Source organism: Nocardioides currus (genome assembly GCF_003057875.1).
Taxonomy (GTDB): domain Bacteria; phylum Actinomycetota; class Actinomycetes; order Propionibacteriales; family Nocardioidaceae; genus Nocardioides; species Nocardioides currus.
The window spans coordinates 574,266-598,758 of record NZ_PYXZ01000002.1; the positions used below are offsets into that span (position 1 = coordinate 574,266).

Sequence of the window (24,493 nt, forward strand, 5' to 3'; positions counted from 1 at the left end):
GCATGCCCGTCCCATGCTGACCGAGCACCTCTTGCCGACGGGGTGGCCCCTGCCGCCCGACGAACCGTTCACGCTGCGCGACGCGAGGGCGGCCGGCGTGCACCGCAAGCTCCCCGCACTCCTGGCGTCCCGGGCCGTACGGCGCCCGCTGCGTGCGGTCTACGTCTCGTCAGCGGTCCCCGACAGCGTCGGCCTGCGGGCCGCGTGCGTGTCGTTGGTCATGCCGCCCGGCTGCTTCGTCACCGATCGCTGCGCCGGCTGGCTGCACGGCGCGGACATGACGCTCGCCCCCAACGAGGACGTGCTGGTTCCGCGGGTGACCTTCTTCCGCCCCAGCGACGAGGGCCGACTGCGAAACGGGTTGTGCATCAGCGGGGAGCGTCTCGTCCGCGCCGACGACCTCGTCGAGGTGAACGGCATCCTCGCCACCAGCAGGCTGCGCACCGCTCTCGACCTCGGCCGGCTGCAGAAGCCGGACGTCGCGCTGGCGGGCATGGACTCGATGGCGCGGCTCGGTGGGGTCGAGATCGCCGAGCTGGTCGCCGCGGTCGATCGGTTGAAGGGCCAGCGTGGCGTCGTACAACTGCGCGAGCTGGCGCCGATCGTGGACGGGGGCTCCGAGTCCTTCGGCGAGTCGGCGATGCGACGCCGGTGGCACGGGGCTGGGCTGCCGTGGCCCAGCACCCAGATCCCCATCGTGGTCGACGGCGTCGAGATCTTCCGCCTCGACCTGGGTCTGGAGGACCTGATGTACGCCGCCGAGTACGACGGACGTCGCTGCCACACCGCCGACGCTGATCGCGAGCACGACGGCCGACGCCGTGCCTGGCTCGCGACGAATCGTGCCTATGCCATCGAGAAGCTCGACCACCGCAACGTCTTCGGGGTCGACCAGGACGCGCAGGAGCGCCTGGCCGACGGCTACGCCCGTGCACGGGAGACCTTCGCCAGCCGCCGTCGTCGGATCATCTACTGAGCTCGCGCCGACTCGGCAGTGACTTCGCGCCGACTCGGCGGTGGGTTCGCGCCGACTCGGCGGTGGGTTCGCGCCGACTCGGCGGTGGGTTCGCGCCGACTCGGCGGTGGGTTCGCGCCGACTCGGTAGAAAACTTGACAATTCGCGAAGTCATCGGCGTGGCGAGTGGAAATTACAGCGTTGTAGTTACTCACGAAACCTAGCGCACTCGTGTGACTGGTGTGAAAGTTGCTTCTCGTGTGACCTTCCCCGCGCACTGGAGTAGACAATTGATGCGTCCTGTTCAAGCCCGTTTCGTCACCGCCTGCCAGCAGCTGCTGGCGCTCGGTGTGGTCCTGGCCGTCCTCACCCCGGCGGCCGGCGTGCTGTCGCTCGACATCGTCGGCGCCCGCCCGGTGCCGAGCGGCTCGCCCGCGCTGGCCGGCTCGCTCGCCTCCGCGACCGTGCCGACGAAGCCGGTGAAGTCGACCGTCACCGAGGTGCCCCTCACCACGCAGACCGGTGACGCCCGCTCGCTGGGCGGGTCGACGCTGATGCGCGGGTCGATCGCGGCCACCCACCTGACCAGTCGCCCGCAGCCGGTCTCCGGCTACGGCGCGGTCGGCGTGACGTGGGCGCACGGCACCGAGATCGGCGAGGACGCCATCTCGGTGCAGGTCCGCACCCGCACCGGCGACGAGTGGAGCGACTGGAGCGAGATCCAGTACCACGACGACCACGGGCCCGACCCCGACAGTGCGGAGGCGGCGACCGCCCGCCCCGGCACCGACCCGCTGGTCATCGGCGACGTCGACGACGTGCAGGTCAAGGCGGCCATGACCGGCGACGGCGAGACCGCCGCCCGGCTCCCGGCCGACCTCAAGCTCGCCGTCGTCGAGCCCGGCACCGCGAAGGAGTCGGAGAGCGAGACGCCCGCGGAGAACACCGGCGACTCCTCGTCGTACGACGACGAGTTCGAGGAGCGCGGGGAGGGAGCCATCTCGCTGCGGGCCGCGAAGACCACCCCCGCGATGCCGACGATCTACAGCCGTGCCCAGTGGGGTGCCGACGAGTCGATCCGCAACCCGAAGAACCTGCGCTACGGCACGGTGAGCGCCGGCTTCGTCCACCACACCGTCAACGCCAACGACTACACCGAGGCCCAGGTCCCCGGCATCCTGCGCAGCATCTACGCCTACCACGTGAAGTCACGCGGCTGGAGCGACATCGGCTACAACTTCCTCGTCGACCGCTTCGGTCGGATCTGGGAGGGCCGCTACGGCGGCATCGACAAGAACGTCGTCGGCGCCCACACGCTCGGCTACAACGACTACTCGTTCGCGATGTCGGCGATCGGCAACTTCGACCTCGTGCAGCCGCCGGACGTCATGCTCCGGGCCTACGGCCAGCTGTTCGCGTGGAAGCTCGCTCTCAACGGCGTCAACCCCGCCTCGACGGCCCAGCAGGTCGGGAAGTCCACCTTCCAGGCCATCAACGGCCACCGCGACGCCGGCAAGACCGCGTGCCCGGGCAAGTACCTCTACGCCCAGCTGCCGACGATCCGGGCGTACGCCGCAGCGGCAGCGCCGGCGGTGCCCACCCCGGCGCCGCCGCCCCCGCCGCTCGAGATCGCCGACCCGGCCCCGCAGTCCAACCTCGTGGGCGGTGGCTACCCCGACCTCGTGGTGCGTCGCGCCAGCGACAACCAGGCGCTCATCGTCCCGACCGGGGGCCTGACCTCGTTCAGCAAGGGCGCCACCATCTCCTCCAAGGGCTGGTCCAACCGGCCCGAGGTGCTGGTCTCACCCGACCTGACCGGCGACGGCGTGGCCGACCTGGTCTCCACCAGCGAGAAGGGCGTCCTGCGCATCCGTCCCGGCAAGGGCGGCGGCAAGTTCAAGGCGACCTCGAAGGTCATCACGACGACCAAGGGCCACACCCTGCTGACGGCCGTCGGCGACCTGAACAAGGACGGTCGCAACGACCTCGTCGCGCGCTACAAGGGACGCCTGGTGGCGCTGCTGGGGACCAAGAAGGGCGGGTTCTCGCGCGTCCTGCTCGGCAAGGGCATGGGCAGCTACACCCAGTTCATCGGGGTCGGCGACCAGAACGGCGACGGCTCGGCCGACCTCTACGCCCGCGACACCAAGGGCCGGGTCTACCTGTACGCCGGCAACGGCGCCGGCAAGTTCGGTGGGCGCTCCGCGGTGCCGGGGTCCTGGGCGGCGTACAACCGCCTGGCCGCCGCCGACTTCAACGGCGACGGGCGCAGCGACCTGGTCGGGCGCACCAAGAAGGGCAAGGTCTACGTGCACCTCGCCCGCGGCGACGGCTCCTACTCGCTGCCGATCGGCCCGGCCGCCAACGTGCGCTCGCTGCGCTCGCTGACCGCCGCCGGCAACCTCGTCGGCGACGCCGCCCCCGACCTGCTCGGCGTCAAGGGCAACAGTCTCGTCGTGGTGGCCAACAAGGGCACCTACGAGCTGGGCGCCCCCATCGACACCGGGGTCGCCATGCCGACGGCCGAGCTGATCATCAACGCCGGCGACTGGGACAAGGACGGGTCGGGCGACGTCATCACCCGCACCGGCGACGGCAACCTGTGGCTCTACCGCGGGAACGGGGCGGGGCAGCTCGCCTCGCCCAACCAGATCGGCAGCGGGTTCGGCGGCATCGCCGGCCTCACCGCGGTCGGCGACGTCACCGGCGACGGCTACCCCGACCTGCTCGGCACCCCGTCAGGCGGCTCGCTCTCGGTCTTCGCCGGGACCGGCACGGGCATCTCCAACGGTCGTGCCGTGGCCGGTCGGACGGTGGCCCGCAACGGCCTGCCGAGCGACCTGTCGACGTTCGACTGGGTCATCCCGGTCAGCGACATCAAGGCCAAGGGCTCGGGCGACTACGTCGTGCGCCAGAGCAGCACCGGCTACCTCTACCTCTACTCCGGGACCAAGTCCGGCGTGGCTCCGCCGCGCTTCCTGGCCGAGGGGATGGGGGCCTACAACCTGGCCGGCTAGATCCGGTGCGTCGCGCGCTCCTCGTCGTACGTCGACTGGGACCGCTCGGGCGCGAGGTGCCGGACGAGGACCAGCGAGCCGCCGCGAACGAGCGGCTCGGTGACGGTGACGATCCCCGGTGGGGAAGCCGGGTTCGTCGCCGAGAAGAGACGGCCGCCGTCGGTGAGGACACTCCCGGCGGCGGCCGCCTCCATGAGCGCTCCCTGCGTCAGGGCGAGGTCGCCCAACGACACCGCCTCGTCGGCATCGGTCGGCGGGTCCCACGCGGTGAAGGCGTCGGGCTGCGTCCAGATCTCGATGCCGACGTCGTGCACGCCGGCGGGGACCGGCTCGGCGAACCGCACGCCCAGGGGGCGCAGGCTGCAGGCGAGCACCGGCAGGTCGTCGGCCCGGGCGGCCCACGCGTCCAGGGTGTCGGGTCCGCAGACCACGGCGTCCGGGTCAGCGTCGTCGGTGACCGTGAGGCCGACGGTCCAGGCCGCGGCCAGGAACACCGGACCGAGCCAGTGGGTGGGCAGGTCGAGACGCAGTCGCATCCCGCGCTCGAGGTCGGCCTCCTCGACCAGCAGGCCCGCTGCCTTGGACACCCAGTTGGCAAAGGTGGTCAGCGACAGCTCGACCCGCTCGTCGGTCTCGTGGTCGTAGAAGGTGATGAACGGCCGGCCGGCATCGCCGCGCAGCTGCCGGGCCAGCTCTGAGGAGAACGTCGTCACCACGACACCCTAGGGTTGCGGCCATGATCGACCACTTCTGGGCCGTGATCCCCGCCGGCGGCGCCGGCACCCGCCTCTGGCCCGTGTCGAGGCGGACGTCCCCGAAGTTCCTGCACGACCTCACCGGCAGCGGGCGCACCCTGATCCAGGCGACCCGCGACCGGCTCGCGCCGCTGGCCGCCGACCGGGTGCTCGTCGTCACCGGGCAGGCCCACCGCGACGCCGTCGTCGAGCAGCTCCCCGAGCTCGGGGCCGACCAGGTCGTCGCCGAGCCGTCGGCCCGCGACTCGATGGCCGCGGTCGGCCTGGCCGCCGCCCTGCTCGAGGCGCGCGACCCCGACGCCGTGATGGGATCGTTCGCCGCCGACCACGTCATCACCGACGACGCGGAGTTCCAGCGCGCGGTGTCGACCGCGGTGCGGGCCGCGCGCGCCGGGTGGCTGGTGACGATCGGGATCGAGCCGACCCACCCGGCCACCGGGTTCGGCTACATCAAGCCCGGCCCGGCCGTCGACGACGTGGACGGTGCCCTCGGCGTGCTGGAGTTCGTGGAGAAGCCCTCGGCGCAGGTCGCAGCGACGTACGTCGAGGCGGGCTACCGCTGGAACGCGGGCATGTTCGTCATGCGGCCCGGCGTGCTGCTCGACCTCCTCGGCGAGCAGGACCCCGACTTCGCGGCCGCGCTGCGCGGCATCGCCGCCGACCCGGCGACGCTGGGCGAGGTGTGGCCGACGCTGCCGAAGATCGCGCTCGACCACGCGGTGGCCGAGCCGGCCGCTGCGGCGGGCCGCGTGGCCGTGGTGCCCGGCGGCTTCGGCTGGGACGACATCGGCGACTTCGCCTCGCTCGAGACCCTGCTGGCGGGCGACGAGCCCGTGACCGTGCTGGGCGACGCCGGCCTCGTGCGGACCGTCGACGCCTCGGGCCTCGTGGTGCCGGGCAGCGGCCGGACCGTGGCCGTGGTCGGGCTGAGCGACGTCGTCGTCGTGGACACGGGCGACGCGCTGCTCGTCACCACCCTGGAGCGGGCGCAGGACGTGAAATCGATCGTGGCCGCCCTCCAGGAGGACGGCCACGACCACCTCACCTGAGGTGAGGGAGGTGCTGGGTCAGACGACGGTCGGCTCGGGGGAGTCGAGGTAGGGGTACTTCTTCATGAACTCCTCCAGCGCGGCACCGCTGGGGGCCGAGCAGTACTGGAAGACGCCGACCTGCTTGCTCGTGTCGGTCTCGCCGGCACCGCCGACGGACCAGTGGGTGATCGCGACGTGCTGGCCGCCGGGGAATGCCTCGCCGTCCTCCGAGGTCCACGGCACGGCCTTGAACTTGTCGCGCAGGTTCTCGGTGCCGCGCAGCTTCTCGGCGATGCCGCGCAGGTCGTCCATCTGGGAGTCGCTGTCGGCGACGGTCTTGTCGTACCAGAGGATCGTGTAGCCGTGCTCGAGGTTGTGCACGAGCTCGCCGACGTCGGGGCGGTCGGAGGCGGTGTAGAGCTTGCGCTCGATCCCGTCCCACACGTTGTAGTGGGTGCCGAACGCGGGCGGGGCGTCCTCGTACTGGATCGGCGTGCCGGGCTCGACGTGCTCCTGGTTGCCGGTGGCCTTCTTGGTCGTGATCTCGCCGCAGGCGTCCGCCTCGGCCCCGATCTGGTCGAGGTCCTGGGAGTCGAACGCGCGCAGGTCGTACCAGTCCTTGATGGGCTGGTAGGCCGCGGCACCGACGATCAGGAGGGCGATCGTGACGCAGACGCCGACGATGGCGAATCCGCGGCGCTTCTCGGCGCCCTTCTGCTTGTTGCGGATCGAGTCGATGACCGCCTGACGGTCGGTCCTGTCCTTCTTGGCCACGGTGGTTGGGTCTCTCACGATCGGTGGGCGCGCCCGACGAGCAGGCGGGGTCGGGGGCAGAGTCTACGGAGTGACGGGTGAGACAGCCGCAACGAGGGCGGATCGGCCCGGCTCCCACCCGTCGAGCCGCCAGCCGTGCGCGAAGCACACGGCGGCGACGACGCTCTCCGGCGCGTCTGCGGGCAGGCTGATCCCGCCGTCGTCGTACGTCGCACCGCCGCCCAGCACCCGGTCGAGGGCCTCGCACAGCTCGCCGGGTCCGGCCGGCTCGCCGAACGCGACGCGGTCTGCCTCGGCGCCGGCCAGCGCCCGGACGACGGCCTCGCGGGCGCCGTACCCGAAGAGGTCGGCGCCGTCGCGTCGGGTCAGCGAACGCGCGCCGGGTCCGTCGTCCGACAGCGGCAGGACCAGGTCGGCGCGCCCCTGCACTACGGCGACCGGTCGGCCGCCGAGCTTGCCCCGCACCAGGTCGGCGGCCCCAGCGATCTCGTCGGCGACGGCGGGGAGGGTGACGACGAGGTCGTTGCCGTAGGCGTCGACCCGGCCGGCGTGGTCCTCGGCGACGGTCAGCCCGGCGGCACCGATGGCGATGTCGGTCTGGCCCTCGCGCCAGGCGCGGCCGGCGGTGTCGGTGACGACCACGCCGACGGTGGCGCCGGTCAGCTCGTGCAGCCGCCGGCGGAGCGCGCGGGCGCTGGCGTCGGGGTCGAGGGGGAGCAGCACGATCGAGCCGACCTCGACGTTGGAGGCGTCGATCCCGGCCGCGGCCATCGTCAGCCCCAGGCGGTTGCGCACGATCACGGTGGGACCCCGGCGGGCGACGACCCGCTCGGTCTCCTCCGCCAGTGCGTCGCCCCGGTCGCCGACGCGCACGCGGCCCTCGGCCTTGCTGACCACCTTGCTCGTGACGACCACGACGTCGCCGTCGACGAGCTGGGTGGCGGCGGCGACGAGGCCGGCGAGGTCGGAGTCGACCGTGATCTCGGGCAGGCCCTCGGGGGCCGTGACCCGGAGCTCGGTCACGGTCGGACCAGTCGGATCGCCTCGGCGGCCATGGCGGCCGTCGCGTCGTGGTCGGTCATCATCAGGGGCACGGCCGCGCAGGCGATGCCGGCGGCCTCGACGGCGGCCACGTGGTGTGCGTCGGACGTGTCGACCAGCCAGCCGTCGAGCACGCCGCCGTCGGAGCGGGCGCCGTAGTGCACCCCCACCGCGGCCGCGGTCACGTCGACGCCGATCGCGGTCAGCATCTGCTGGGCCATCCCGCGCACGTGCGTGTCGCCGACGATGGGGGACAGGCCCACCACGGGAGCAGCGGTCGCGACCAGCGCGTCGCGGATGCCGGGCACCCCGAGGATGGTGCCGACCGAGACCACCGGGTTGGACGGCGGCAGCACGACGAGGTCGGCATCGGCGATCGCCTCCAGCACCCCGGGCGCCGGGGCGGACTGGTCCAGTCCGACGACCACGACCGCGAGGGCCGGGACCTCGGCGTGCAGGCGCACCCAGTACTCCTGGAAGTGCACGACCCGCTTGCCGCTCGGCTCCGCCTCGTCGGCGATCGCCACGTGCGTCTCGACCCGGTCGTCCGACATCGGCAGCAGCCGCACCCCGGGCTGCCACCGCCGGCACAGGGCGGTCGTGACGTCGGAGAGCGGGTAGCCGGCCTCGAGCATCTGGCTGCGGACGACGTGGGTCGCGATGTCGCGATCACCGAGCCCGAACCACGTCGACTCCACGCCGTACGCCTCGAGCTCCTGCTTCACGCTCCAGGTCTCGTCGCTGCGGCCCCACCCGCGCTCGAGGTCGATGCCCTCGCCGAGGGTGTACATGACGGTGTCGAGGTCGGGGCAGACCTTGAGCCCGTGGATCCACAGGTCGTCGGCGGTGTTGGCGACCACGGTGACCTCCGCGTCGGGGGAGACGCCGGGGAGGGTGCCGGTGCGGATGCCGTGCTGCAGGCCCTGCAGGAACCTGGCGCCGCCCATGCCGCCGGAGAGGACAGTGATCTTCTGCATGCGGCCAAGCCTGCCCTACGCGTCATCGCCCGATCGGGCCCGTCCCATGGCCCGTTCGGGCCATACCAGATTCGGGCTTGACTTCGTGGGTACGACAGGCATGTAATTCCCACAGTGTTGTTCACTCGATCGGCACGATTCACACTGCAGCAGCCAAGGGTCGAAAGGGCGAAAGCCATGAGAGCAGAACTATTTCTCCTCGAGCCGGACGCCGAAGACATGGGTTGGCAGGACCGTGCGCTGTGTGCGCAGACCGACCCCGAGGCCTTCTTCCCGGAGAAGGGTGGCTCGACGCGTGAGGCCAAGAAGGTCTGCCTGACGTGCGAGGTCCGCAACGACTGTCTCGAGTCCGCACTGAGCAACGACGAGCGCTTCGGCATCTGGGGCGGCCTCTCCGAGCGGGAGCGTCGCAAGCTGAAGAAGCGCGCAGTCTGAGCCGACAGCACCGAACACCAGTCGCGCCCCGGGCCCTCCACGGCCCGGGGCGACTGCATTTCGGGGCCCACCCGCTGCTCGCTAGGGTGCTCCGGTGACCGTCACCGCCCTGCTCGTCAGCCATGACGGGGAGCGGTGGCTGCCCGCGGTGCTGGCGGGAGTCGCGGCCCAGAACCGCCCCGTCGACGCCGTCGTCGCCGTCGACACGGGCAGCCGCGACGAGAGCCGCACGCTCGTGGAAGCCGCCTGGGGCGCCGAGAACGTGCACGCGCTCGACGGCTCGACCACCTTCCCGCAGGCCGTCCGGGCGGCGCTCGCGACGCTGCCGCCGACCTCGACCGAGGCCCCGGAGGCCGGTCTCGACGACGAGTGGATCTGGCTGCTCCACGACGACGCCAACCCCGATCCCGACGCGCTGCTCGCCCTGACGCTGGCGATCGAGGAGTATCCCGACGCCGACGTCCTCGGCCCCAAGCTGCGCGAGTGGCCCTCGCTGCGCCGGCTGCTCGAGGTCGGCCTGACCATCACCGGCACCGGCCACCGCGAGACGGGCCTGGAGCGGGGGGAGTACGACCAGGGCCAGCACGACGAGCCGCGGCAGGTGCTGGCGGTCAACACGGCCGGGATGCTCGTGCGCCGACGGGTGCTCGAGGAGCTCGGCGGGTTCGACGACGAGCTCCCGATGTTCGGCAACGACATCGACTTCGGCTGGCGCGCCGCGCAGGCCGGCCGCACCACGATGGTGATCCCGCAGGCCGTCGTCTTCCACGCCGAGGCGGCGCACCGCGGCGTACGCCGCACGCCACTGACCGGACGCCACACACACTTCCAGGAGCGGCGGGCCGCACTGTTCACGATGCTCGTCAACGCCTCGGGACGGGCGCTGCCGTGGCAGGTCGTCCGGCTGTTCCTCGGCTCGCTGCTGCGGGTGCTGGGCTTCCTGGTCGTGCGCTCGGTCGGCGAGGCGCTCGACGAGCTGGCCGCCGTGCTCTCGGTCTACTCCCGGCCGCGCGCCGTGCTCGCCGGGCGACGCGCCCGGGCCGGCCGGCGGGGCGAGGCGTCGAGCGCACGTTCCCTGCTGGCCCCGGCGTGGCTGCCCTACCGACACGGCCTCGACTTCCTCACCGACCTCGCGACCGCTGCGACCAACCAGGCCTCCGACGTCGCCGAGCGTCGTCGCGCCGCCAAGCTCGCCGACGCTGCGCCGCCGCCGACCTCCGGCCGGTCCCGCGCGAGCGTCGACGAGGAGGAGGAGCTGCTCCAGGACTCCGGCATCGTGGCGCGCTTCGCCACCAACCCCGTCGCGATGGTCCTGCTGCTGTTCGTCGTGCTCGCCGTGGTCGCCGCCCGGCCGGCGTTCGGCACGATCACCGGTGGCGCGCTCTCGCAGGTCCCCGCCGACGCCGCCGACTGGTGGCGGCTGCACGTCGAGTCGCGGCACCCACTCGGCACCGGCACCGACGTGCCCGCCCCGGCCTACGTGCTGCCCTTCGCCGCCCTGGCCACGATCCTCGGCGGCAGCACGGGAGCGGTGATCTCCTCCCTGATGCTGCTCGCGATCCCGTTCGGGGCGTGGGGTGCGTGGCGACTGCTGCGGGTCGTCGGCCACCTCGTCGACACCCGTGACCTGCCGCGCTGGCTGCACGTGTGGGGCGCCGTGACCTACGGCCTGGTGCCCGCCACCTCGGGCGCCTGGGGTGAGGGCCGCTTCGGCACGGTCGCGGTCGCGGCCCTGCTGCCATGGACCGCGCTCGCGGCCCTCGGGTTCGCCGATCCCGAGCGTGACCGTCGCTGGCGCGCCGCCTGGCGGACCGCGCTGCTGGTCGCGCTCGGTGCTGCGTTCGTCCCGGGCGTGTGGCTGTTCGCCCTGCTCGTCGCGGCGATCGTCCTCGGCGCCGCCGCGTTCGTCGCGCCCCGCGTGCTCCGCGACCGCGACGTGTGGGGCCCGCCGGTGGCCGGCCTCCTCGCCGTACCCGTGCTGCTCGCGCCGTGGCTGCTGCCCCTCGTGACGACCGGCTCCGCGCCGGGCCTGTTGCTCGAGGCGGGCCGGCTGCCCGGCGACCGTGTCGACTTCCTCGGCCTCGTGACCGGCCGGCTCGGCGACCTCGGTGCGCCGTGGTGGCTCGGCGTGCTCCTCGCCGTGCTCGCCGTGCTGGCGCTGGTGCCGCGCTCGACGCGGGTGCCGGTCATCGTGTGCTGGCTGGTCGCGCTGGCGGCGGCGATCGTCGCCGCCGTCCTCGGCCTCGTCCGGCTCTCGCTGCCCGCCACCGAGACGCGCCCGAGCCTCGGGCTCTTCGTGGTGATCCTCCAGGGCGTGGCCGTGATCGCCACCGTGCTGGGCGCGGAGGCCTACCTGCGCCGCCTGCACGACGGCGCCGCACACCCGCTGTGGCAGCGGGCGGTCGCCGCGCTGCTCGCTGTCGGTGCCGCCGTGGTGCCGCTCGGCGGCCTCGGCTGGTGGCTGGTCAACCAGGACGACGCCCTCACCCGCACCGAGCAGGCGGTCGTCCCGGCCTACATGGAGCAGAGCTCGCAGCTCGGCGTCGAGCACGGTGTGCTGGTGATCCGCGGCTCGGTCGACGACGGCGTGGACTACCGCGTCCGTCGCGGCGACGGCATCACGCTCGGCGAGGACGAGATCCTGTCGCTGGCCGACGTCGACCGCGACTTCGACGCCGCGGTTCGCGCGCTGGTGTCGGCCCCCACGTCGGCGGTGGCGAAGACGCTGGGTGACGCCGGCATCGAGTACGTCGTCCTCCCCTCGCCGGCCGACGGCACCGTCGCCGCCGGGCTGGACGCGACCGCCGGGCTCGTGCAGGCGAGTGCGGAGGACCGCTCGACCCGCGCCTGGAAGGTCGACCGCCCGCTCGAGGCGGCGGGGGTGGAGAGCCGCACCTCGGCGTTGCGGGTCGTGCTGCTCGTCGTGCAGGGCCTCGCGATCCTGGTCGTGCTGGTGCTGGCCGCCCCGACGCTGCGGAAGGCACGCGATGAGTGAGACCCCGGAACCCACCCCCGGCCGCCGGTCGGCCGCCCGCTCGCTGAGCCGCCGGCTCGGCCCGATCGAGCTCGTCGCGATCGTGGTGCCGTTGCTCACGGTCGCGGCGCTGGCCCTCGTCCGCCCGGTCGACGACGCCACCACCGTCCACCCGCCCACCGACGTCGCCCTGGAGCGGACGACCCTCGTCTGTCCGACCGCGCTGGCCGGCGCCAAGACCGTCTCGCTGGCCGACGCCGACGGAGCGAGCGGCGACGTCACGACCCGTCTGCCCGACGAGGACACGATCGCGCTCGACGGCACCAAGCGCGTCGGGAAGTCGGCCGCGGTGGCCGTCCAGGCCACCGAGGACCTCGCGTCCGGCCTTCTCGGGACGAGGTACGGCGATGGCGTGGCCACCTCCTGCCGTGCTCCACAGCCCGACCAGTGGTTCACCGGGGTCGGCGCCGCCCCGGAGCACTCCTCGACCCTCGAGGTGACCAACCCCGACGGCGGACCGGCCGTCGCCGACGTCACCGTGCTCGGCCCCGACGGCCCCGTCGACGTGCCCGCCCTGCGCGGGGTCACCGTGCCCGGCGGCCGGACGCTGCGCTTCGACCTCGCCGAGGTCGTGCCGACACGCGACGAGCTGGCGCTGCAGGTGCACGTGTCGCGCGGCCGGCTGGGTGTCGACGTGGTCGACCAGGTCGACGAGCTGGGCCGAGGCGCCCGCAGCGAGGACTGGCTCCCGTCGCAGGCGGAGGCCGGCACGGCGGCGTACCTCCTCGGGCTGGGCGGCAAGCCGGGCGACCGCACCCTCGTGCTCGCCAACCCCGGCGACAGCGAGGCCCGCGTGCAGGTCAAGGTGGTGACGAAGGAGAGCGAGTTCGCGCTGGCCGACGCGGAGGAGGTCCGGGTGTCGCCCGGCTCGACCGAGGCCGTCGACCTCACCGACCTGCTCGAGGGGCGCGCCGGACGCGGGGTGATCGGGCTGCGTCTCGACGCGACCCTCCCGGTGACGGCGACGCTGCGGACGCTCGCCGGGGGAGACCTGTCGCACGCCGTGGCCGGCGCCCCGCTCGCGTCGCGCACGGCGCTCGCCCTGCCGGGCGGACCGTCGCGGCTGCTGATCGCGGGCGCGGACAACGCCGGCGTGGCGACGTACGTCGTGACCGACGCGCAGGGCGACCAGGTCGCCGACGAGCGGGTCGAGCTGACGCCCGGTGAGGCCGCGCGGATCAAGCTGCCAAGCAAGGGCGCGGTGCTCGACCTGACGATCCAGCGCACCGGGGCCGTCGCTTCCGTCGAGGTCGGCCCGCCGGGGCTCGCGGTGCTGCCGCTCTCGGAGCTGGTGGTCGACGGGCGCGTGCCGGACGTGCGTCCGGCGTTGCGCTGATGACGGACTAGGCCTCGTAGCGCGGGTCGACATCCTCGGGCGGCAGGCCCAGGAGCTCGGCGACCTGCTCGACGACGAGCATCAGCACCATCGCCTCGACGTCGGCACGCGACTCGCAGCGGTGCTCGATCGGGCGCCGGAAGAGCACCAGCCGGGTCGCGTTGCCGCCGGTGCCGCGCACCAGCGAGGACAGGGGGACGGTCTGGTCGCCCCAGTCGGCGGGCAGCAGGGGAGTGTCCTCGACGGCGTACTCCACCAGGCCCAGCTGCTTGTGCCAGCGCGTGTCGACCTCGGTGACGACGTCGAGCACCAGGCGGTCGAAGCGCTCCCGGCGGGTCGGGCGCTCCGGCACCCGCGGGTCGAGAGGCACGATGCCCGGCCCGCGCTGACCCCGGCCACGCCGGTCGCGGGTGGCCCGCCTGCCCTCGATCACAACCGCGAGCCTAAAGGTCGCGCGGCGGGTCGGCGGGTAGCGTCTGGCGGGTGAGTCTCCGTCGTTGTTCGCGCACGGCCTGCGGTCGCAGCGCCGTCAACACGTTGACCTATGTGTACGCCGACCAGACGGCCGTCCTCGGACCGCTGGCCACCTACGCCGAGCCGCACGCGTATGACCTCTGCGAGCTCCACTCCGAGCGCCTCTCCGCCCCCCGCGGCTGGGAGGTCCTGCGCCTCGCCTCGGACGTCAAGCCCCGCGGCCCGAGCTCCGACGACCTGCTCGCCCTCGCCGACGCCGTCCGCGAGGCCGCCCGTCCGCCCGAGCCCGCCCCGCCCCTCCACTCCGCCGACGACCCGCGTCTCGGGGAGAAGCGCGGGCACCTGCGGGTCTTCAGCTCGGACTGACGTCCCGGCGTCCTCGTCGGTTGAGGTGCGAGCGCTTTCTCCCGTCGGTGGTTGAGGTGCGAGTGCAGCGAGCCTCGAAACCCCGATCGCGTGCGTCGCTCCGCGTCAGCGGACGAAGCTGAACCAGTGCCGGCCGAGCTCGAGAGGGCTGGGAGCCACGGCGAGGCGATGGACGCCGACCGACCACTCGTCCTCGTCCGGCGCGATGAAGGCGACCTCCTCGAAACCGGCCTCGGCGAACCACTGCCGGATGCTGGGCGTGAGGTCCGGATCGTGGCGGTGCCGGGTCCAGATGACGGGGGCTCCGGGTGAGCACAGCTGGGGAGCAGCTCGGACGGTGGTCCGGACGTCGGCGTCGCCGACGTTGCCGAAGATGCCGCAGAGGAGCACCAGGTCGGCCGGCACACAGCCGTCGTAGGAGTCGCTCTGGCCCCCGTCCGTGTGCCTCACCTCCACCTCCGCGTCGAGGTCGGTCGCCGCGTCCCGGGCCCGAGCGACCAGCGCGGCGTCCGACTCGAGCAGGACGGCGCTGACCCGGGCAGCGTCCGGTCGGTGGGCGAGCACGCCCAGCAGGTCCCGTCCGTCGCCGGCACACGCGCTGACCACCCGGATCGGATCGGGCGCGGTGCGGTCGAGGACACGCTCGATCTGCGCGCGCACGGCGTCGAGACGAGCGCCCAGGCCCGAGTCCGGCCGCTCATAGGCCCGGTGCCAGTCCACCCAGTCGGTCTCGCTCACAGTGGCGAGGCTAGTGCCGTTGCTGGTCAAGAGACTTCTCCACAGCCGGTCCAGATCGGCCCGAAACCGGAACTCCATTGTCGGTGGTCCCTGCTTGGCTTGACCCATGACACCGACCGCGACCACCACCACCGTGCCGGACACCCCGGCCGGGGTGCTCGCTGCGCTGCGCGCCGAGCAGGACCTGCGGTCAGCATCCGAGGTCCGGTCGATGCGGTTGGCCGCACACTGGGTGGACCTGCACCCGGTCCTCGACCCGGCCGATCCGAGTGCCTGCTTCCAGTCGCCGAAGACCCTCGCCGGGGAAGGGTCACCGGCGATCGACGAGTTCACCATCCCCGACCTCGCCACCATCCTCGGACAGACCTGCGACGCCATCGGGTCCTGGCTGACCGACGTCATCGAGCTCCGCCACCGCCTACCCCACCTGTGGGCGGGGGTGCTGATTGGGGACGTGACCCCGTGGCGGGCGCGGCGGGTCGCGCAGACCACCGTCGACCTCACCCCCGCCGCCGCGGCGTACGTCGACGAGCAGACCGCCTGGTGCGCCAACCGCCTCACCCCCACCCAGCTGACCCGGCTGATCGACCACGCCCGCGCCCGCCACATGCCCGACCAACGCGCGGCCGACCTGGCCGCGGCCGCTGACTCCCGGCACGTCACCTTCACCACCGACCAGGTGTCCTTCGACGGGACCATGCACCTCGAGGCCGACCTCACCATCCCCGACGCCCTCACCCTGGCCGAGGCCGTCACCCACGGTGCCGCCAGACTCGCCGCGCTCGGGTCCACCGACACCCTCGACGGCCGCCGCGCCACCGCGCTCGGCGACCTCGCCCGCCACCAGCTCGCGTTCGGCTACGACACCGACCCCGCTCCCACCACCCCCGTGCCCGCGACGACGCAGATCGTGCTCCACGCCCACCTTCCCGCCGACGCCATCACCGGACACCCAGCGAGTGGGCTGACGGGGTTCGTCGAGCAGGCCGGCGGACGGGTGCTCACCGCCGAGCAGGTCCGCATCTGGTGCGGACGCCCCGACGTCCAGATCACCGTCCGGCCCGTGCTCGACCTCCACCAGCGGCTCGAGACCACCGGCTACACCCCGACCCCGACGATGCGCGAGCACGTCATCGCCCGGGACCGGACCTGCGTGTTCCCCTGGTGCGGCCGCAACGCCCGCGGCTGCGACCTCGACCACGTCACCCCCTACGACCACGACCTCCCACCCGGACAGACCCAGCCCGGCCCGACGGCCACCGACAACCTCGCCGCGCTCTGCCGCCGCCACCACCGCCTCAAGACCCACGGCCGCTGGCACTACGCCATGACCGCTGCCGGGGAGTACGTGTGGACCAGCCCCCACGGCCATCAGTACCTCCGCGACCACACCGGCACTCGCGAGATCGAACCGACAACCCACCCGCCCGACGAGTGACCACCCCGCCCCACACCCCGCAGCCCCACCTGCCGCGGGGTCCCAGGCACGCACGCACCTGATCGGTAGCGTGCGGACTGTGAGTGAGACCGCCGTACCGACCCACCTCGGCGTCGTCATGGACGGCAACCGGAGGTGGGCACGGGCTGCAGGGCACGCCAGCGCGAGCGCCGGCCACCGCGTCGGTGCCCAGCACGTCGAGGATCTCCTGGGGTGGTGTGCGGAGGCAGGGATCGAGCACCTCACGACGTACGTCCTCTCGGCCGACAACATCCGCAAGCGCTCGGCGACCGAGGTGCAGTACCTCTTCGACCTGCTGACGGGGACGTTGCCCGACCTCGTGATGAGGAGCCGGGAGTGGTCGTTGCACGTCGCGGGTGACCTCGCACTGCTGCCGGGCGAGGCGCGGACGGTCCTGACGTCGGCCGTGCGCGACACCGCGGGTCGGCCGCGCCACCTCACCATGGCGATCGCCTACGACGGCCGCGCCGACATCGTCGACGCCGTCCGCGCGGCGATCCGGGCCGGCCACGACGCCACCGACCCCGCCGTCATCACCGGGCACCTCGGCGGGGGACCGCGCAAGGAGGTCGACCTCGTCATCCGCACCAGCGGCGAGCACCGGCTCTCCGGCTTCCTGCCCTGGCAGACCGCGCACGCCGAGGTGGTCGTCTCGGACAAGGCCTGGCCGGCGTTCGCGCGCGAGGACTTCGAGGCTGCGCTGCGGATGTACGGCGACCGGGTCGCCAGCCAGTGATCGCTCAGGCCGCGTCGTCGACATCGAGGCCGCACTGGCTCAGCAGCCACTCGACCCGCTCCCGCTCGGCGTCCCGCTCGGCCCCGACCGGCAGGACGTCGAGCAGGTGCACCACCCCGAGGGCGGCACAGCTCTCGCCGAGGACCTTGTCGTAGGCCCACCGCACGCTCTCCACCTTCACGAACGACGCGCCGGCGCCGGGGTGGTGGAAGCGGTGGCCGAGCCGCCGCGCGTCGGAGGCGATCAGCTCGATCGGGCGGACGGTCGGGCGCGCGGGTCGGTGACGCCGGACCGACGCGGCCGACCAGCCCCAGAGTCGGACCACCACCGGCAGCGGCCGCTGGAGCACGACCCGGCACACGACGCAGATCGCAGCCACCACCGCCGCGATCCAGGCCAGGTCCACCGCCATGCATCCACGCTACCGCCGACGACCCCCGACGGGACCCGCTCGAGCCTGGGAACCACGGCAGGGTCGGGTGTCGTACCTTGTCACCGGCCGCGACCTCGGGGGAGCTCGCACGGATCGGAACGGGACGACCTACATGACGACTCGGACGCGCAGGGTGCCGACCGTCCGAGAATGGTCGGAGAGCGTCTCCCCGCGGGACTTCCGCCTCAGGGACCTGGACCTGTACGTCCTCCAGCAGTACGACCAGGTCCTGCGTTCGCTGGGGTGGCGGGGCCGGTACCGCGCAGGTGCCACGGGTGACGGTCCGCGCCCTGCCCGCCGCGACGACCTGGTCTTCATCCCGCTGTTCGTCCTGCCCATGGCCGGGATGTTCGCCACCGGGAGCGGTTGGTTCACCACCGCGGGTGGCGGGGCGATGGAGTTCGAGGGCTTCGAGTCCTGGCTCGGTGTGCCGATCGTCGTCGCGTGCTTCGCGCTGTCCCTGCCCGGGCCGGTCCTCGTGCTGCGGCGCTGGTGGACGGGCAACCGTCGATGGACCACCCCGGAGGTCGTGTGCCTGGCCCTCGATGTCGGGTTCGGGCTGCTCGCCCTGCGGGGGCTGGCGAACGCCTGGCAGGTCGAGGTCCTGTCCGCCGCGCCCGCCTCGCTGCCCGTGTGGGCCGCCACCGTCGTAGCGGCGGTGTCCCTGGCCGCCATCGTCTCCGCGTCGCGAGGCCGCCGCGACGCAGTGCTGACGCACTTCGAACGGGTGGGGGACCCGGATCCTGCCCGCGCACGCGATCTGGTGGAGGCGTTGGCGGCCGGCGAGCGGGAGCACCTCATCACGCAGCGGCGACGTGCCGTCGCGACCCTGCGCGAACGCGGACTGATCGACCTCGACGAGGCCGTCCACGTCGAGTCGCTGCCGCTGGGTGAGTCCGCGGCGATCACGAGCTGAGGTCGCGGGCCCCTGGCCCGCAGGGACGACGGGCGCCCTGACTACGCTGCACCCATGCCGACGAGCGCCAGCACGCTGGATCCAGCCAACATCGCCGCGATCTTCAAGGCGTACGACGTCCGCGGCACCGTCCCCGACCAGCTGGACGAGGCGCTGGCCCACGCTACCGGCGCGGCGTTCGTCGAGGTGATCGGAGCCCCGACCATCGTGATCGGCCACGACATGCGCCCGAGCTCCCCGGCGCTCGCGGCCGCCTTCGCGCAGGGCGCGACCGAGGCCGGAGCCGACGTGGTCATGATCGGCCTCGCCTCGACCGACCAGCTCTACTTCGCCTCCGGCCACCTCGGCCACGCCGGCGTGATGTTCACCGCGAGCCACAACCCGGCGGCCTACAACGGGATGAAGATGTGCCGCGCCGGCGCCACGCCCATCGGCACCGACACCGGCCTGGCCGAGATCGCCGCCTCCGTCGGCCGCGGCGGGCACCGTCCGGCCGCCGCCATCGGCAGCATCAGCCAGCAGGACGTCCTCGAGGCGTACGCCGCCCACCTGCTCTCCCTCGCGCCGGTGGCCGGACGCCGGCTCAAGGTCGTCGTCGACGCCGGCAACGGCATGGCCGGCCTCACCGCGCCGACCGTCTTCGACCGGCTCGGCGCGGACCTCGTCGAGGTCGTGCCGATGTACTTCGAGCTCGACGGCACCTTCCCCAACCACGAGGCCAACCCGATCGAGCCGGCCAACCTCGCCGACCTCCAGCAGCGGGTGGTGGCCGAGCGTGCCGACATCGGCCTGGCCTTCGACGGCGACGCCGACCGCTGCTTCCTCGTCGACGAGCGGGGCGAGGCCGTGAGCCCCTCCACCCTGACCGGGCTGATCGCCGCCCGCGAGCTCGCCAAGGAGCCCGGATCGACGATCATCCACAACCTGATCACCAGCCGCGCCGTCCCCGAGATCGTCACCGAGCTGGGCGGCACCCCGGTCCGCACCCGCGTCGGCCACTCCTACATCAAGGCCACGATGGCCGAGACCGGAGCGATCTTCGGGGGCGAGCACAGCGGCCACTTCTACTTCCGCGACTTCTGGAAGGCCGATTCCGGCATGCTCGCGGCGCTGCACGCCCTCGCCGCCCTGGCGGAGACCGACCAGCCGCTGAGCGGGCTGATGGCGGCGTACGAGCGCTATGTCGTCAGCGGCGAGATCAACTCGACGGTGGACGACCAGGCCAGCATCGTCGATGGCCTCGAGGAGCAGTTCACCGGCGCCGACGGCGTCACCACCGACCGCCTCGACGGCCTCACGGTCAGCCACGCGGACTGGTGGTTCAACGTCCGTCCGTCCAACACCGAGCCGCTGCTGCGACTCAACGCCGAAGGTCGCGACCGTGCCACGATGGAGCGGGTGCGCGACGAGATCCTCACCACCATCAGGAGTGCGTCATGAACATCGACCAGGGACTGCTGGACATCATCGTCTGCCCCGACTGCCACGGCGAGCTGGAGGCCCGGGCGACGATCGGCGCCGAGGAGCTCGTCTGCACGTCGTGCGGCCTGGCCTATCCCGTGCGCGACGACATCCCGGTGCTGCTGGTCGACGAGGCCCGCAAGCCCGCCTGAGGACGGGGCGAGGGGAGGCACGACGTGGCAACCTGGTTCGACGATTCCCGGCTCGACGACGAGCGGGCGCTCGCGACCATCGACGTGCGCCTGCGTGCCCTCGCCGAGAGCGGCGCCCGCGTCCGGCGCGAGGCGCACGACGCCGAGGCCGCGACCGCCGAGGCGATCGCCCGTGACCGCACGGCGACCCGGCCCCGCGCCGTCATCGCCGCCGGCCCCGACTCCCGGCTCCTGCGTGCGGTGCTGGAGCCGTGGTGCCCGGTGCCGTTCGTCGCCTGGCCCGGCCCCGCTCTGCCCGGCTGGGCCGGCAGCCTCGACCTCGTGGTGATGCTGGCGCCCGAGGGCTCCGACACCGGCTCCGCGTCGGCCGTCGCCGAGGCCGTACGCCGCGGGGCGCAGGTGGTCGTCGCCTGCCCGCCGACCTCCCTGGTGGCCGAGCACGCCGCCGGTCGCTACACGACGATCCTGCCCACGGTGACCGGCGACCAGCTGGCCACGGCGGTCGTCATGCTCGACTACCTCGAGCAGGTCGGCCTCGGTCCGCGCGCCGACGCCGACAGCGTCGCCACCGCCCTCGACGGCGTGGCCGTCTCCTGCTCGCCCCACCACGACCTGGCCGTCAACCCCGCCAAGATGCTGGCCATCGCGCTGGCCGACGCGACCCCCGTCGTGTGGGGCGGCTCGGTGCTCGCCGCGCGCGCCGCCCGCCGCGTGGCCGAGTCGCTGCGCCGCGCGAGCGGGCGCAGCGCGCTGGGGGCCGACGCCGAGCACCTGCTGCCCCTGATCGAGGCCGCCAAGCAGCGCGACGTCTTCGCCGACCCCTTCGCCGACGACGCCGGCGAGCTGCGTCCCCTGCTGGTGGTCCTCGACGACGGCGCCGACGACCCGGTGGTGCGCGAGCACCGCGGCCGCCTCCAGGCAGCGGCCGACGGTCGCGGCATCCGCGTCGAGACGCTGACGACCGACGCCGGGACCGAGGTCGCCCGCTACGCGTCGCTCGTGCTGCAAGGCACCTACGCGGCGGAGTACCTCCGCCTCGGGCTCGTCGACGACTGAGCGCTGGATAGGCTGCGCCGCGTGACCGACGTGAAGGAGATCGCCTGATGGCCGGAGGACTCTTCGCGCTGCTCGACGACGTGGCTGCGATGGCGAAGCTGGCGGCCGCGTCCGTCGACGACATCGGTGCCGCCGCCGGCCGCGCGAGCGCCAAGGCCGCCGGCGTGGTGGTCGACGACACGGCGGTGACACCGCAGTTCCTCGAGGGCTCGGCCGCCGATCGCGAGCTGCCGATCATCAAGAAGATCGCCGTCGGCTCGTTGCGCAACAAGCTGCTCTTCATCCTGCCCGCGGCGCTGGTCCTCAGCGAGTTCGCGCCCTGGCTGCTGCCGATCCTGCTGATCTTCGGCGGCACCTTCCTCGCCTACGAGGGCGCCGAGAAGATCTGGCTCAAGGTCAGCGGCCACGACGAGCAGGCGGACGAGGCGGAGCACCAGCTCACCGAGCAGGGCGGGATGACTCCCGAGCACGAGAAGGCGACGGTCGCCGGCGCCATCCGCACCGACTTCATCCTCTCGGCCGAGATCATGGTGATCGCCCTCAAGGAGGTCGTCGACTCCTCGCCCGACGCCGGGTTCCTCGCCCGCGCGGCGATCCTGATCGTGGTCGCCCTGTTCATCACGCTCGCCGTCTACGGCTTCGTCGCCCTGCTCGTGAAGATGGACGACATCGGCGTCCACCTCGCGTCCAAGGACTCGTCCTCGTCCCAGCGGATCGGGCACGCGCTGGTGGCCGGCATGCCCAAGGTGCTCGCCGTCATCTCGGTCGTCGGGACCGCCGCGATGCTCTGGGTCGGCGGCCACATCCTGCTCATCAGCCTCGACGAGCTGTCCACCTCGCTGAGCGGGACCATCGCCGACGTGCTCCACGCGCCGTACAGCTGGGTGCACCACCTCGAGGAGGACGTCCACCACGCCCTCGGCTCGGTCGGCGCCGTCGCCGGCTGGCTGACCAACACCGTGCTCTCGGCGATCGTCGGGCTGGTGGTGGGGGCCGTCGTCGTGGCGGTCATGCACGTGATCCCGGGTCGCTCGGGACACGGTTCGGGCGGCGCCCACTAGCCCCTCGAGGATTGCGTGAATACGTGATCCCGGTCCTACGCTTTCCGGGTCCGCGCGGGAGATCCCGAGACGCACAGATGTGCGGCGCAGATCAGCTCCACGACTTCAGGAGACAACATGGACTTCAAGGTTGCCGACCTCAGCCTGGCCGAGTACGGCCGCAAGGAGATCGAGCTCGCCGAGCACGAGATGCCCGGCCTCATGGCCATGCGCGAGCGCTTCGGTGCGAGCCAGCCGCTCGCCGGCGCCCGGATCGCCGGATCGCTGCACATGACGATCCAGACGGCCGTCCTCATCGAGACGCTCACCGCGCTCGGTGCCGACGTCCGCTGGGCCACCTGCAACATCTTCTCGACCCAGGACCACGCGGCCGCCGCGGTCGTCGTCGGTCACCCGTCGAAGGGCGGCACCGTCGACGCGCCCGCCGGCACCCCCGTCTTCGCCTGGAAGGGCGAGACGCTGGCCGAGTACTGGGACGAGGCCGAGAAGGTCTTCGACTTCGCCGAGGGTGGCCCCAACGTCCTCCTCGACGACGGTGGCGACATCACCATGCTGCTGCACCTCGGTGTCGAGTACGAGAAGACCGGCGTCGTCCCGCCGCTCGACAGCACCGACAACGAGGAGTTCAAGGAGGTGCTGCGCGTCCTGGCCCGCTCGGTCGCGTCCAAGCCGGACCACTGGACCAAGATCTCCAAGGACATCAAGGGCGTCTCCGAGGAGACCACCACCGGCGTCCTGCGCCTCTACGACCGTTTCCGTGAGGGCACGCTGCTCTTCCCGGCGATCAACGTCAACGACTCGGTCACCAAGTCGAAGTTCGACAACAAGTACGGCTGCCGCCACTCGCTCATCGACGGCATCAACCGCGCCACCGACGTCATGATCGGCGGCAAGGTCGCCGTCGTGTGCGGCTACGGCGACGTCGGCAAGGGCTCCGCCGAGTCGCTGCGCGGCCAGGGCGCTCGCGTCATCGTCACCGAGATCGACCCGATCTGCGCGCTGCAGGCCGCGATGGACGGCTACGAGGTCAAGCGCCTCGAGTCGGTCGTCGAGACCGCGGACATCTTCATCACCACGACGGGCAACTTCGACATCATCCGGGTCGAGCACTTCGAGAAGATGAAGCACCAGGCGATCGTGGGCAACATCGGCCACTTCGACAACGAGATCAACATGGCCGGGCTGGCCAAGATCCCGGGCGTCGTCAAGGACGAGATCAAGCCCCAGGTCCACCAGTGGATCTTCCCCGACGGCAAGAAGATCATCGTGCTGTCCGAGGGTCGGCTCCTCAACCTGGGCAACGCGACCGGCCACCCGTCGTTCGTCATGTCCAACTCGTTCACCAACCAGGTGCTGGCCCAGATCGAGCTCTTCAGCAAGGCCAGCCAGTACGAGCTCGGCGTGCACGTGCTGCCCAAGCACCTCGACGAGGAGGTCGCCCGCCTGCACCTCGACGCCCTCGGTGTCGAGCTGACCGAGCTGACCAAGGAGCAGGCTGCCTACCTCGGGGTGGACGTGGCCGGACCGTACAAGTCCGACCTGTACCGCTACTGAGGCAGACTTGCCTGCATGAGCGTCACTGAGCAGCCCACGAGGGGCAGCGTCCTGGTCGTCGACGACGACTCGTCGCTCGCCGAGATGCTGTCCATCGTGCTGCGCCAGGAAGGCTTCGAGAGCCGGATCGTCACCCGTGGCGACGAGGCCCTCGAAGCCTTCCGCAGCTTCCGGCCCGACCTCGTCCTGCTCGACCTGATGCTGCCGGGCAAGGACGGCATCGACGTCTGCAAGGAGATCCGCGCCGAGTCCGGCGTGCCGATCGTGATGCTGACGGCCAAGGGCGACACCATCGACGTCGTCCTCGGCCTCGAGTCGGGCGCCGACGACTACGTCGTGAAGCCGTTCAAGCCCAAGGAGCTCGTCGCCCGCATCCGCGCCCGGGTGCGCCGCAACGACGCCCCCACCAGCGAGACCCTCACCATCGGCGACCTCTCGATCGACGTCGCGGGCCACTCGGTCACCCGGGCCGGCCAGTCGGTCAACCTGACCCCGCTCGAGTTCGACCTGCTGGTCTGCCTCGCGCGCAAGCCGTGGCAGGTCTTCACCCGCGAGGTGCTCCTCGAGCAGGTCTGGGGCTACCGCCACAGTGCCGACACCCGGCTGGTCAACGTCCACGTCCAGCGCCTGCGGTCGAAGGTCGAGCACGACCCGGAGAACCCCGAGATCGTGGTGACGGTCCGCGGCGTCGGTTACAAGGCCGGTACGGCGTAGGGCGCACCCGCCGACGAC

General features: G+C 72.4%; 23 protein-coding genes. 16 read left to right on the forward strand and 7 right to left on the reverse strand.

Annotated features, from left to right (window positions below; translation table 11 throughout):
- The first annotated feature begins 13 nt into the window (after positions 1 to 13).
- The gene (locus tag C7S10_RS07865; RefSeq protein WP_108343830.1) at positions 14 to 976 is read left to right on the forward strand and encodes a hypothetical protein; all 963 of its coding nucleotides are present in this window, start codon (positions 14 to 16) and stop codon (positions 974 to 976) included.
- A 272-nt stretch (positions 977 to 1,248) separates the two neighbouring features.
- Positions 1,249 to 3,972 carry an FG-GAP-like repeat-containing protein gene (locus C7S10_RS07870; protein ID WP_108343831.1) on the forward strand — a complete coding sequence of 908 codons (2,724 nt, stop codon included), beginning with the start codon at positions 1,249 to 1,251 and terminating at the stop codon, positions 3,970 to 3,972.
- Here C7S10_RS07870 and C7S10_RS07875 read toward each other — a convergent pair.
- Entirely contained in the window at positions 3,969 to 4,685 is a 717-nt protein-coding gene (locus C7S10_RS07875; RefSeq protein ID WP_108344049.1) for a TIGR03089 family protein, read from the reverse strand. The genes C7S10_RS07870 and C7S10_RS07875 overlap by 4 nt on opposite strands.
- Before the next feature lie 23 nt (positions 4,686 to 4,708).
- Here C7S10_RS07875 and C7S10_RS07880 point away from each other — a divergent pair, with 23 nt between their 5' ends.
- Complete coding sequence (locus C7S10_RS07880; protein ID WP_108343832.1) at positions 4,709 to 5,776, forward strand: mannose-1-phosphate guanylyltransferase; 1,068 nt, start codon at positions 4,709 to 4,711, stop codon at positions 5,774 to 5,776.
- A gap of 18 nt (positions 5,777 to 5,794) precedes the next feature.
- Here the strand turns inward: C7S10_RS07880 and C7S10_RS07885 are convergent, their stop codons facing one another.
- From C7S10_RS07885 to cofD, 3 genes are all read right to left on the reverse strand, one after another.
- Positions 5,795 to 6,532 (reverse strand): DUF3105 domain-containing protein, encoded by a 738-nt coding sequence (locus C7S10_RS07885; protein ID WP_108343833.1) that lies wholly within the window; start codon positions 6,530 to 6,532, stop codon positions 5,795 to 5,797.
- Positions 6,533 to 6,595: 63 nt separating this feature from the next.
- Positions 6,596 to 7,555 (reverse strand): coenzyme F420-0:L-glutamate ligase, encoded by a 960-nt coding sequence (cofE, locus tag C7S10_RS07890; RefSeq protein WP_108343834.1) that lies wholly within the window; start codon positions 7,553 to 7,555, stop codon positions 6,596 to 6,598.
- On the reverse strand, positions 7,552 to 8,550 hold the full coding sequence (gene cofD, locus C7S10_RS07895; protein ID WP_108343835.1) for a 2-phospho-L-lactate transferase: 999 nt from the start codon (positions 8,548 to 8,550) through the stop codon (positions 7,552 to 7,554). The genes cofE and cofD overlap by 4 nt, the downstream gene beginning before the upstream one ends.
- Positions 8,551 to 8,727: 177 nt before the next feature.
- Between cofD and C7S10_RS07900 the strand changes: the two genes are divergently transcribed.
- From C7S10_RS07900 to C7S10_RS07910, 3 genes are all read left to right on the forward strand, one after another.
- Positions 8,728 to 8,985: a WhiB family transcriptional regulator gene (locus C7S10_RS07900; protein WP_108343836.1), complete on the forward strand. Its 258-nt coding sequence runs from the start codon at positions 8,728 to 8,730 to the stop codon at positions 8,983 to 8,985.
- Positions 8,986 to 9,079: 94 nt separating this feature from the next.
- Positions 9,080 to 11,980, forward strand: a complete 2,901-nt coding sequence (locus C7S10_RS07905; protein ID WP_108343837.1) for a glycosyltransferase family 2 protein — start codon at positions 9,080 to 9,082, stop codon at positions 11,978 to 11,980.
- Complete coding sequence (locus tag C7S10_RS07910) at positions 11,973 to 13,355, forward strand: DUF5719 family protein (RefSeq protein WP_108343838.1); 1,383 nt, start codon at positions 11,973 to 11,975, stop codon at positions 13,353 to 13,355. Before C7S10_RS07905 ends, C7S10_RS07910 begins: the two co-directional genes overlap by 8 nt.
- 7 nt (positions 13,356 to 13,362) lie before the next feature.
- Here C7S10_RS07910 and C7S10_RS07915 read toward each other — a convergent pair whose 3' ends face one another.
- A complete protein-coding gene (locus C7S10_RS07915; RefSeq protein WP_108343839.1) occupies positions 13,363 to 13,788 on the reverse strand; it encodes a metallopeptidase family protein in 426 nt (141 codons plus the stop codon).
- Between the two features lie 50 nt (positions 13,789 to 13,838).
- On the opposite strand from C7S10_RS07915, the gene C7S10_RS07920 reads away from it, so the two are divergent.
- The gene (locus C7S10_RS07920) at positions 13,839 to 14,195 is read left to right on the forward strand and encodes a DUF3499 domain-containing protein (protein WP_108343840.1); all 357 of its coding nucleotides are present in this window, start codon (positions 13,839 to 13,841) and stop codon (positions 14,193 to 14,195) included.
- Between the two features lie 105 nt (positions 14,196 to 14,300).
- Here the strand turns inward: C7S10_RS07920 and C7S10_RS07925 are convergent, their stop codons facing one another.
- Entirely contained in the window at positions 14,301 to 14,933 is a 633-nt protein-coding gene (locus C7S10_RS07925) for a class I SAM-dependent methyltransferase (protein ID WP_108343841.1), read from the reverse strand.
- Positions 14,934 to 15,039: 106 nt separating this feature from the next.
- Between C7S10_RS07925 and C7S10_RS07930 the strand changes: the two genes are divergently transcribed.
- Together C7S10_RS07930 and uppS are read left to right on the forward strand one after the other, a co-directional pair.
- Positions 15,040 to 16,371, forward strand: a complete 1,332-nt coding sequence (locus C7S10_RS07930) for an HNH endonuclease signature motif containing protein (RefSeq protein ID WP_108343842.1) — start codon at positions 15,040 to 15,042, stop codon at positions 16,369 to 16,371.
- A 79-nt stretch (positions 16,372 to 16,450) separates the two neighbouring features.
- Positions 16,451 to 17,128 (forward strand): polyprenyl diphosphate synthase, encoded by a 678-nt coding sequence (uppS, locus tag C7S10_RS07935; RefSeq protein WP_108343843.1) that lies wholly within the window; start codon positions 16,451 to 16,453, stop codon positions 17,126 to 17,128.
- Between the two features lie 4 nt (positions 17,129 to 17,132).
- On the opposite strand, the gene C7S10_RS07940 is transcribed toward uppS, so the two are convergent.
- Positions 17,133 to 17,540: a hypothetical protein gene (locus C7S10_RS07940; protein WP_108343844.1), complete on the reverse strand. Its 408-nt coding sequence runs from the start codon at positions 17,538 to 17,540 to the stop codon at positions 17,133 to 17,135.
- A 133-nt stretch (positions 17,541 to 17,673) separates the two neighbouring features.
- On the opposite strand from C7S10_RS07940, the gene C7S10_RS07945 reads away from it, so the two are divergent.
- The 7 genes from C7S10_RS07945 (at position 17,674) to mtrA (ending at position 24,475) form a co-directional block, all read left to right on the forward strand.
- Positions 17,674 to 18,477, forward strand: coding sequence for a hypothetical protein (locus tag C7S10_RS07945; protein ID WP_133176460.1), 804 nt, complete (start codon positions 17,674 to 17,676; stop codon positions 18,475 to 18,477).
- A gap of 54 nt (positions 18,478 to 18,531) precedes the next feature.
- On the forward strand, positions 18,532 to 19,917 hold the full coding sequence (locus C7S10_RS07950) for a phosphomannomutase/phosphoglucomutase (RefSeq protein ID WP_108343846.1): 1,386 nt from the start codon (positions 18,532 to 18,534) through the stop codon (positions 19,915 to 19,917).
- Complete coding sequence (locus C7S10_RS07955) at positions 19,914 to 20,090, forward strand: Trm112 family protein (protein WP_108343847.1); 177 nt, start codon at positions 19,914 to 19,916, stop codon at positions 20,088 to 20,090. The genes C7S10_RS07950 and C7S10_RS07955 overlap by 4 nt, the downstream gene beginning before the upstream one ends.
- A 24-nt stretch (positions 20,091 to 20,114) precedes the next feature.
- A complete protein-coding gene (locus tag C7S10_RS07960; RefSeq protein WP_108343848.1) occupies positions 20,115 to 21,146 on the forward strand; it encodes an SIS domain-containing protein in 1,032 nt (343 codons plus the stop codon).
- Positions 21,147 to 21,193: 47 nt separating this feature from the next.
- A complete protein-coding gene (locus C7S10_RS07965; protein WP_108343849.1) occupies positions 21,194 to 22,207 on the forward strand; it encodes a DUF808 domain-containing protein in 1,014 nt (337 codons plus the stop codon).
- Positions 22,208 to 22,324: 117 nt separating this feature from the next.
- On the forward strand, positions 22,325 to 23,761 hold the full coding sequence (gene ahcY, locus C7S10_RS07970) for an adenosylhomocysteinase (RefSeq protein WP_108343850.1): 1,437 nt from the start codon (positions 22,325 to 22,327) through the stop codon (positions 23,759 to 23,761).
- 15 nt (positions 23,762 to 23,776) lie between these two features.
- The gene (mtrA, locus tag C7S10_RS07975; protein ID WP_108343851.1) at positions 23,777 to 24,475 is read left to right on the forward strand and encodes an MtrAB system response regulator MtrA; all 699 of its coding nucleotides are present in this window, start codon (positions 23,777 to 23,779) and stop codon (positions 24,473 to 24,475) included.
- Positions 24,476 to 24,493: the final 18 nt, after the last annotated feature.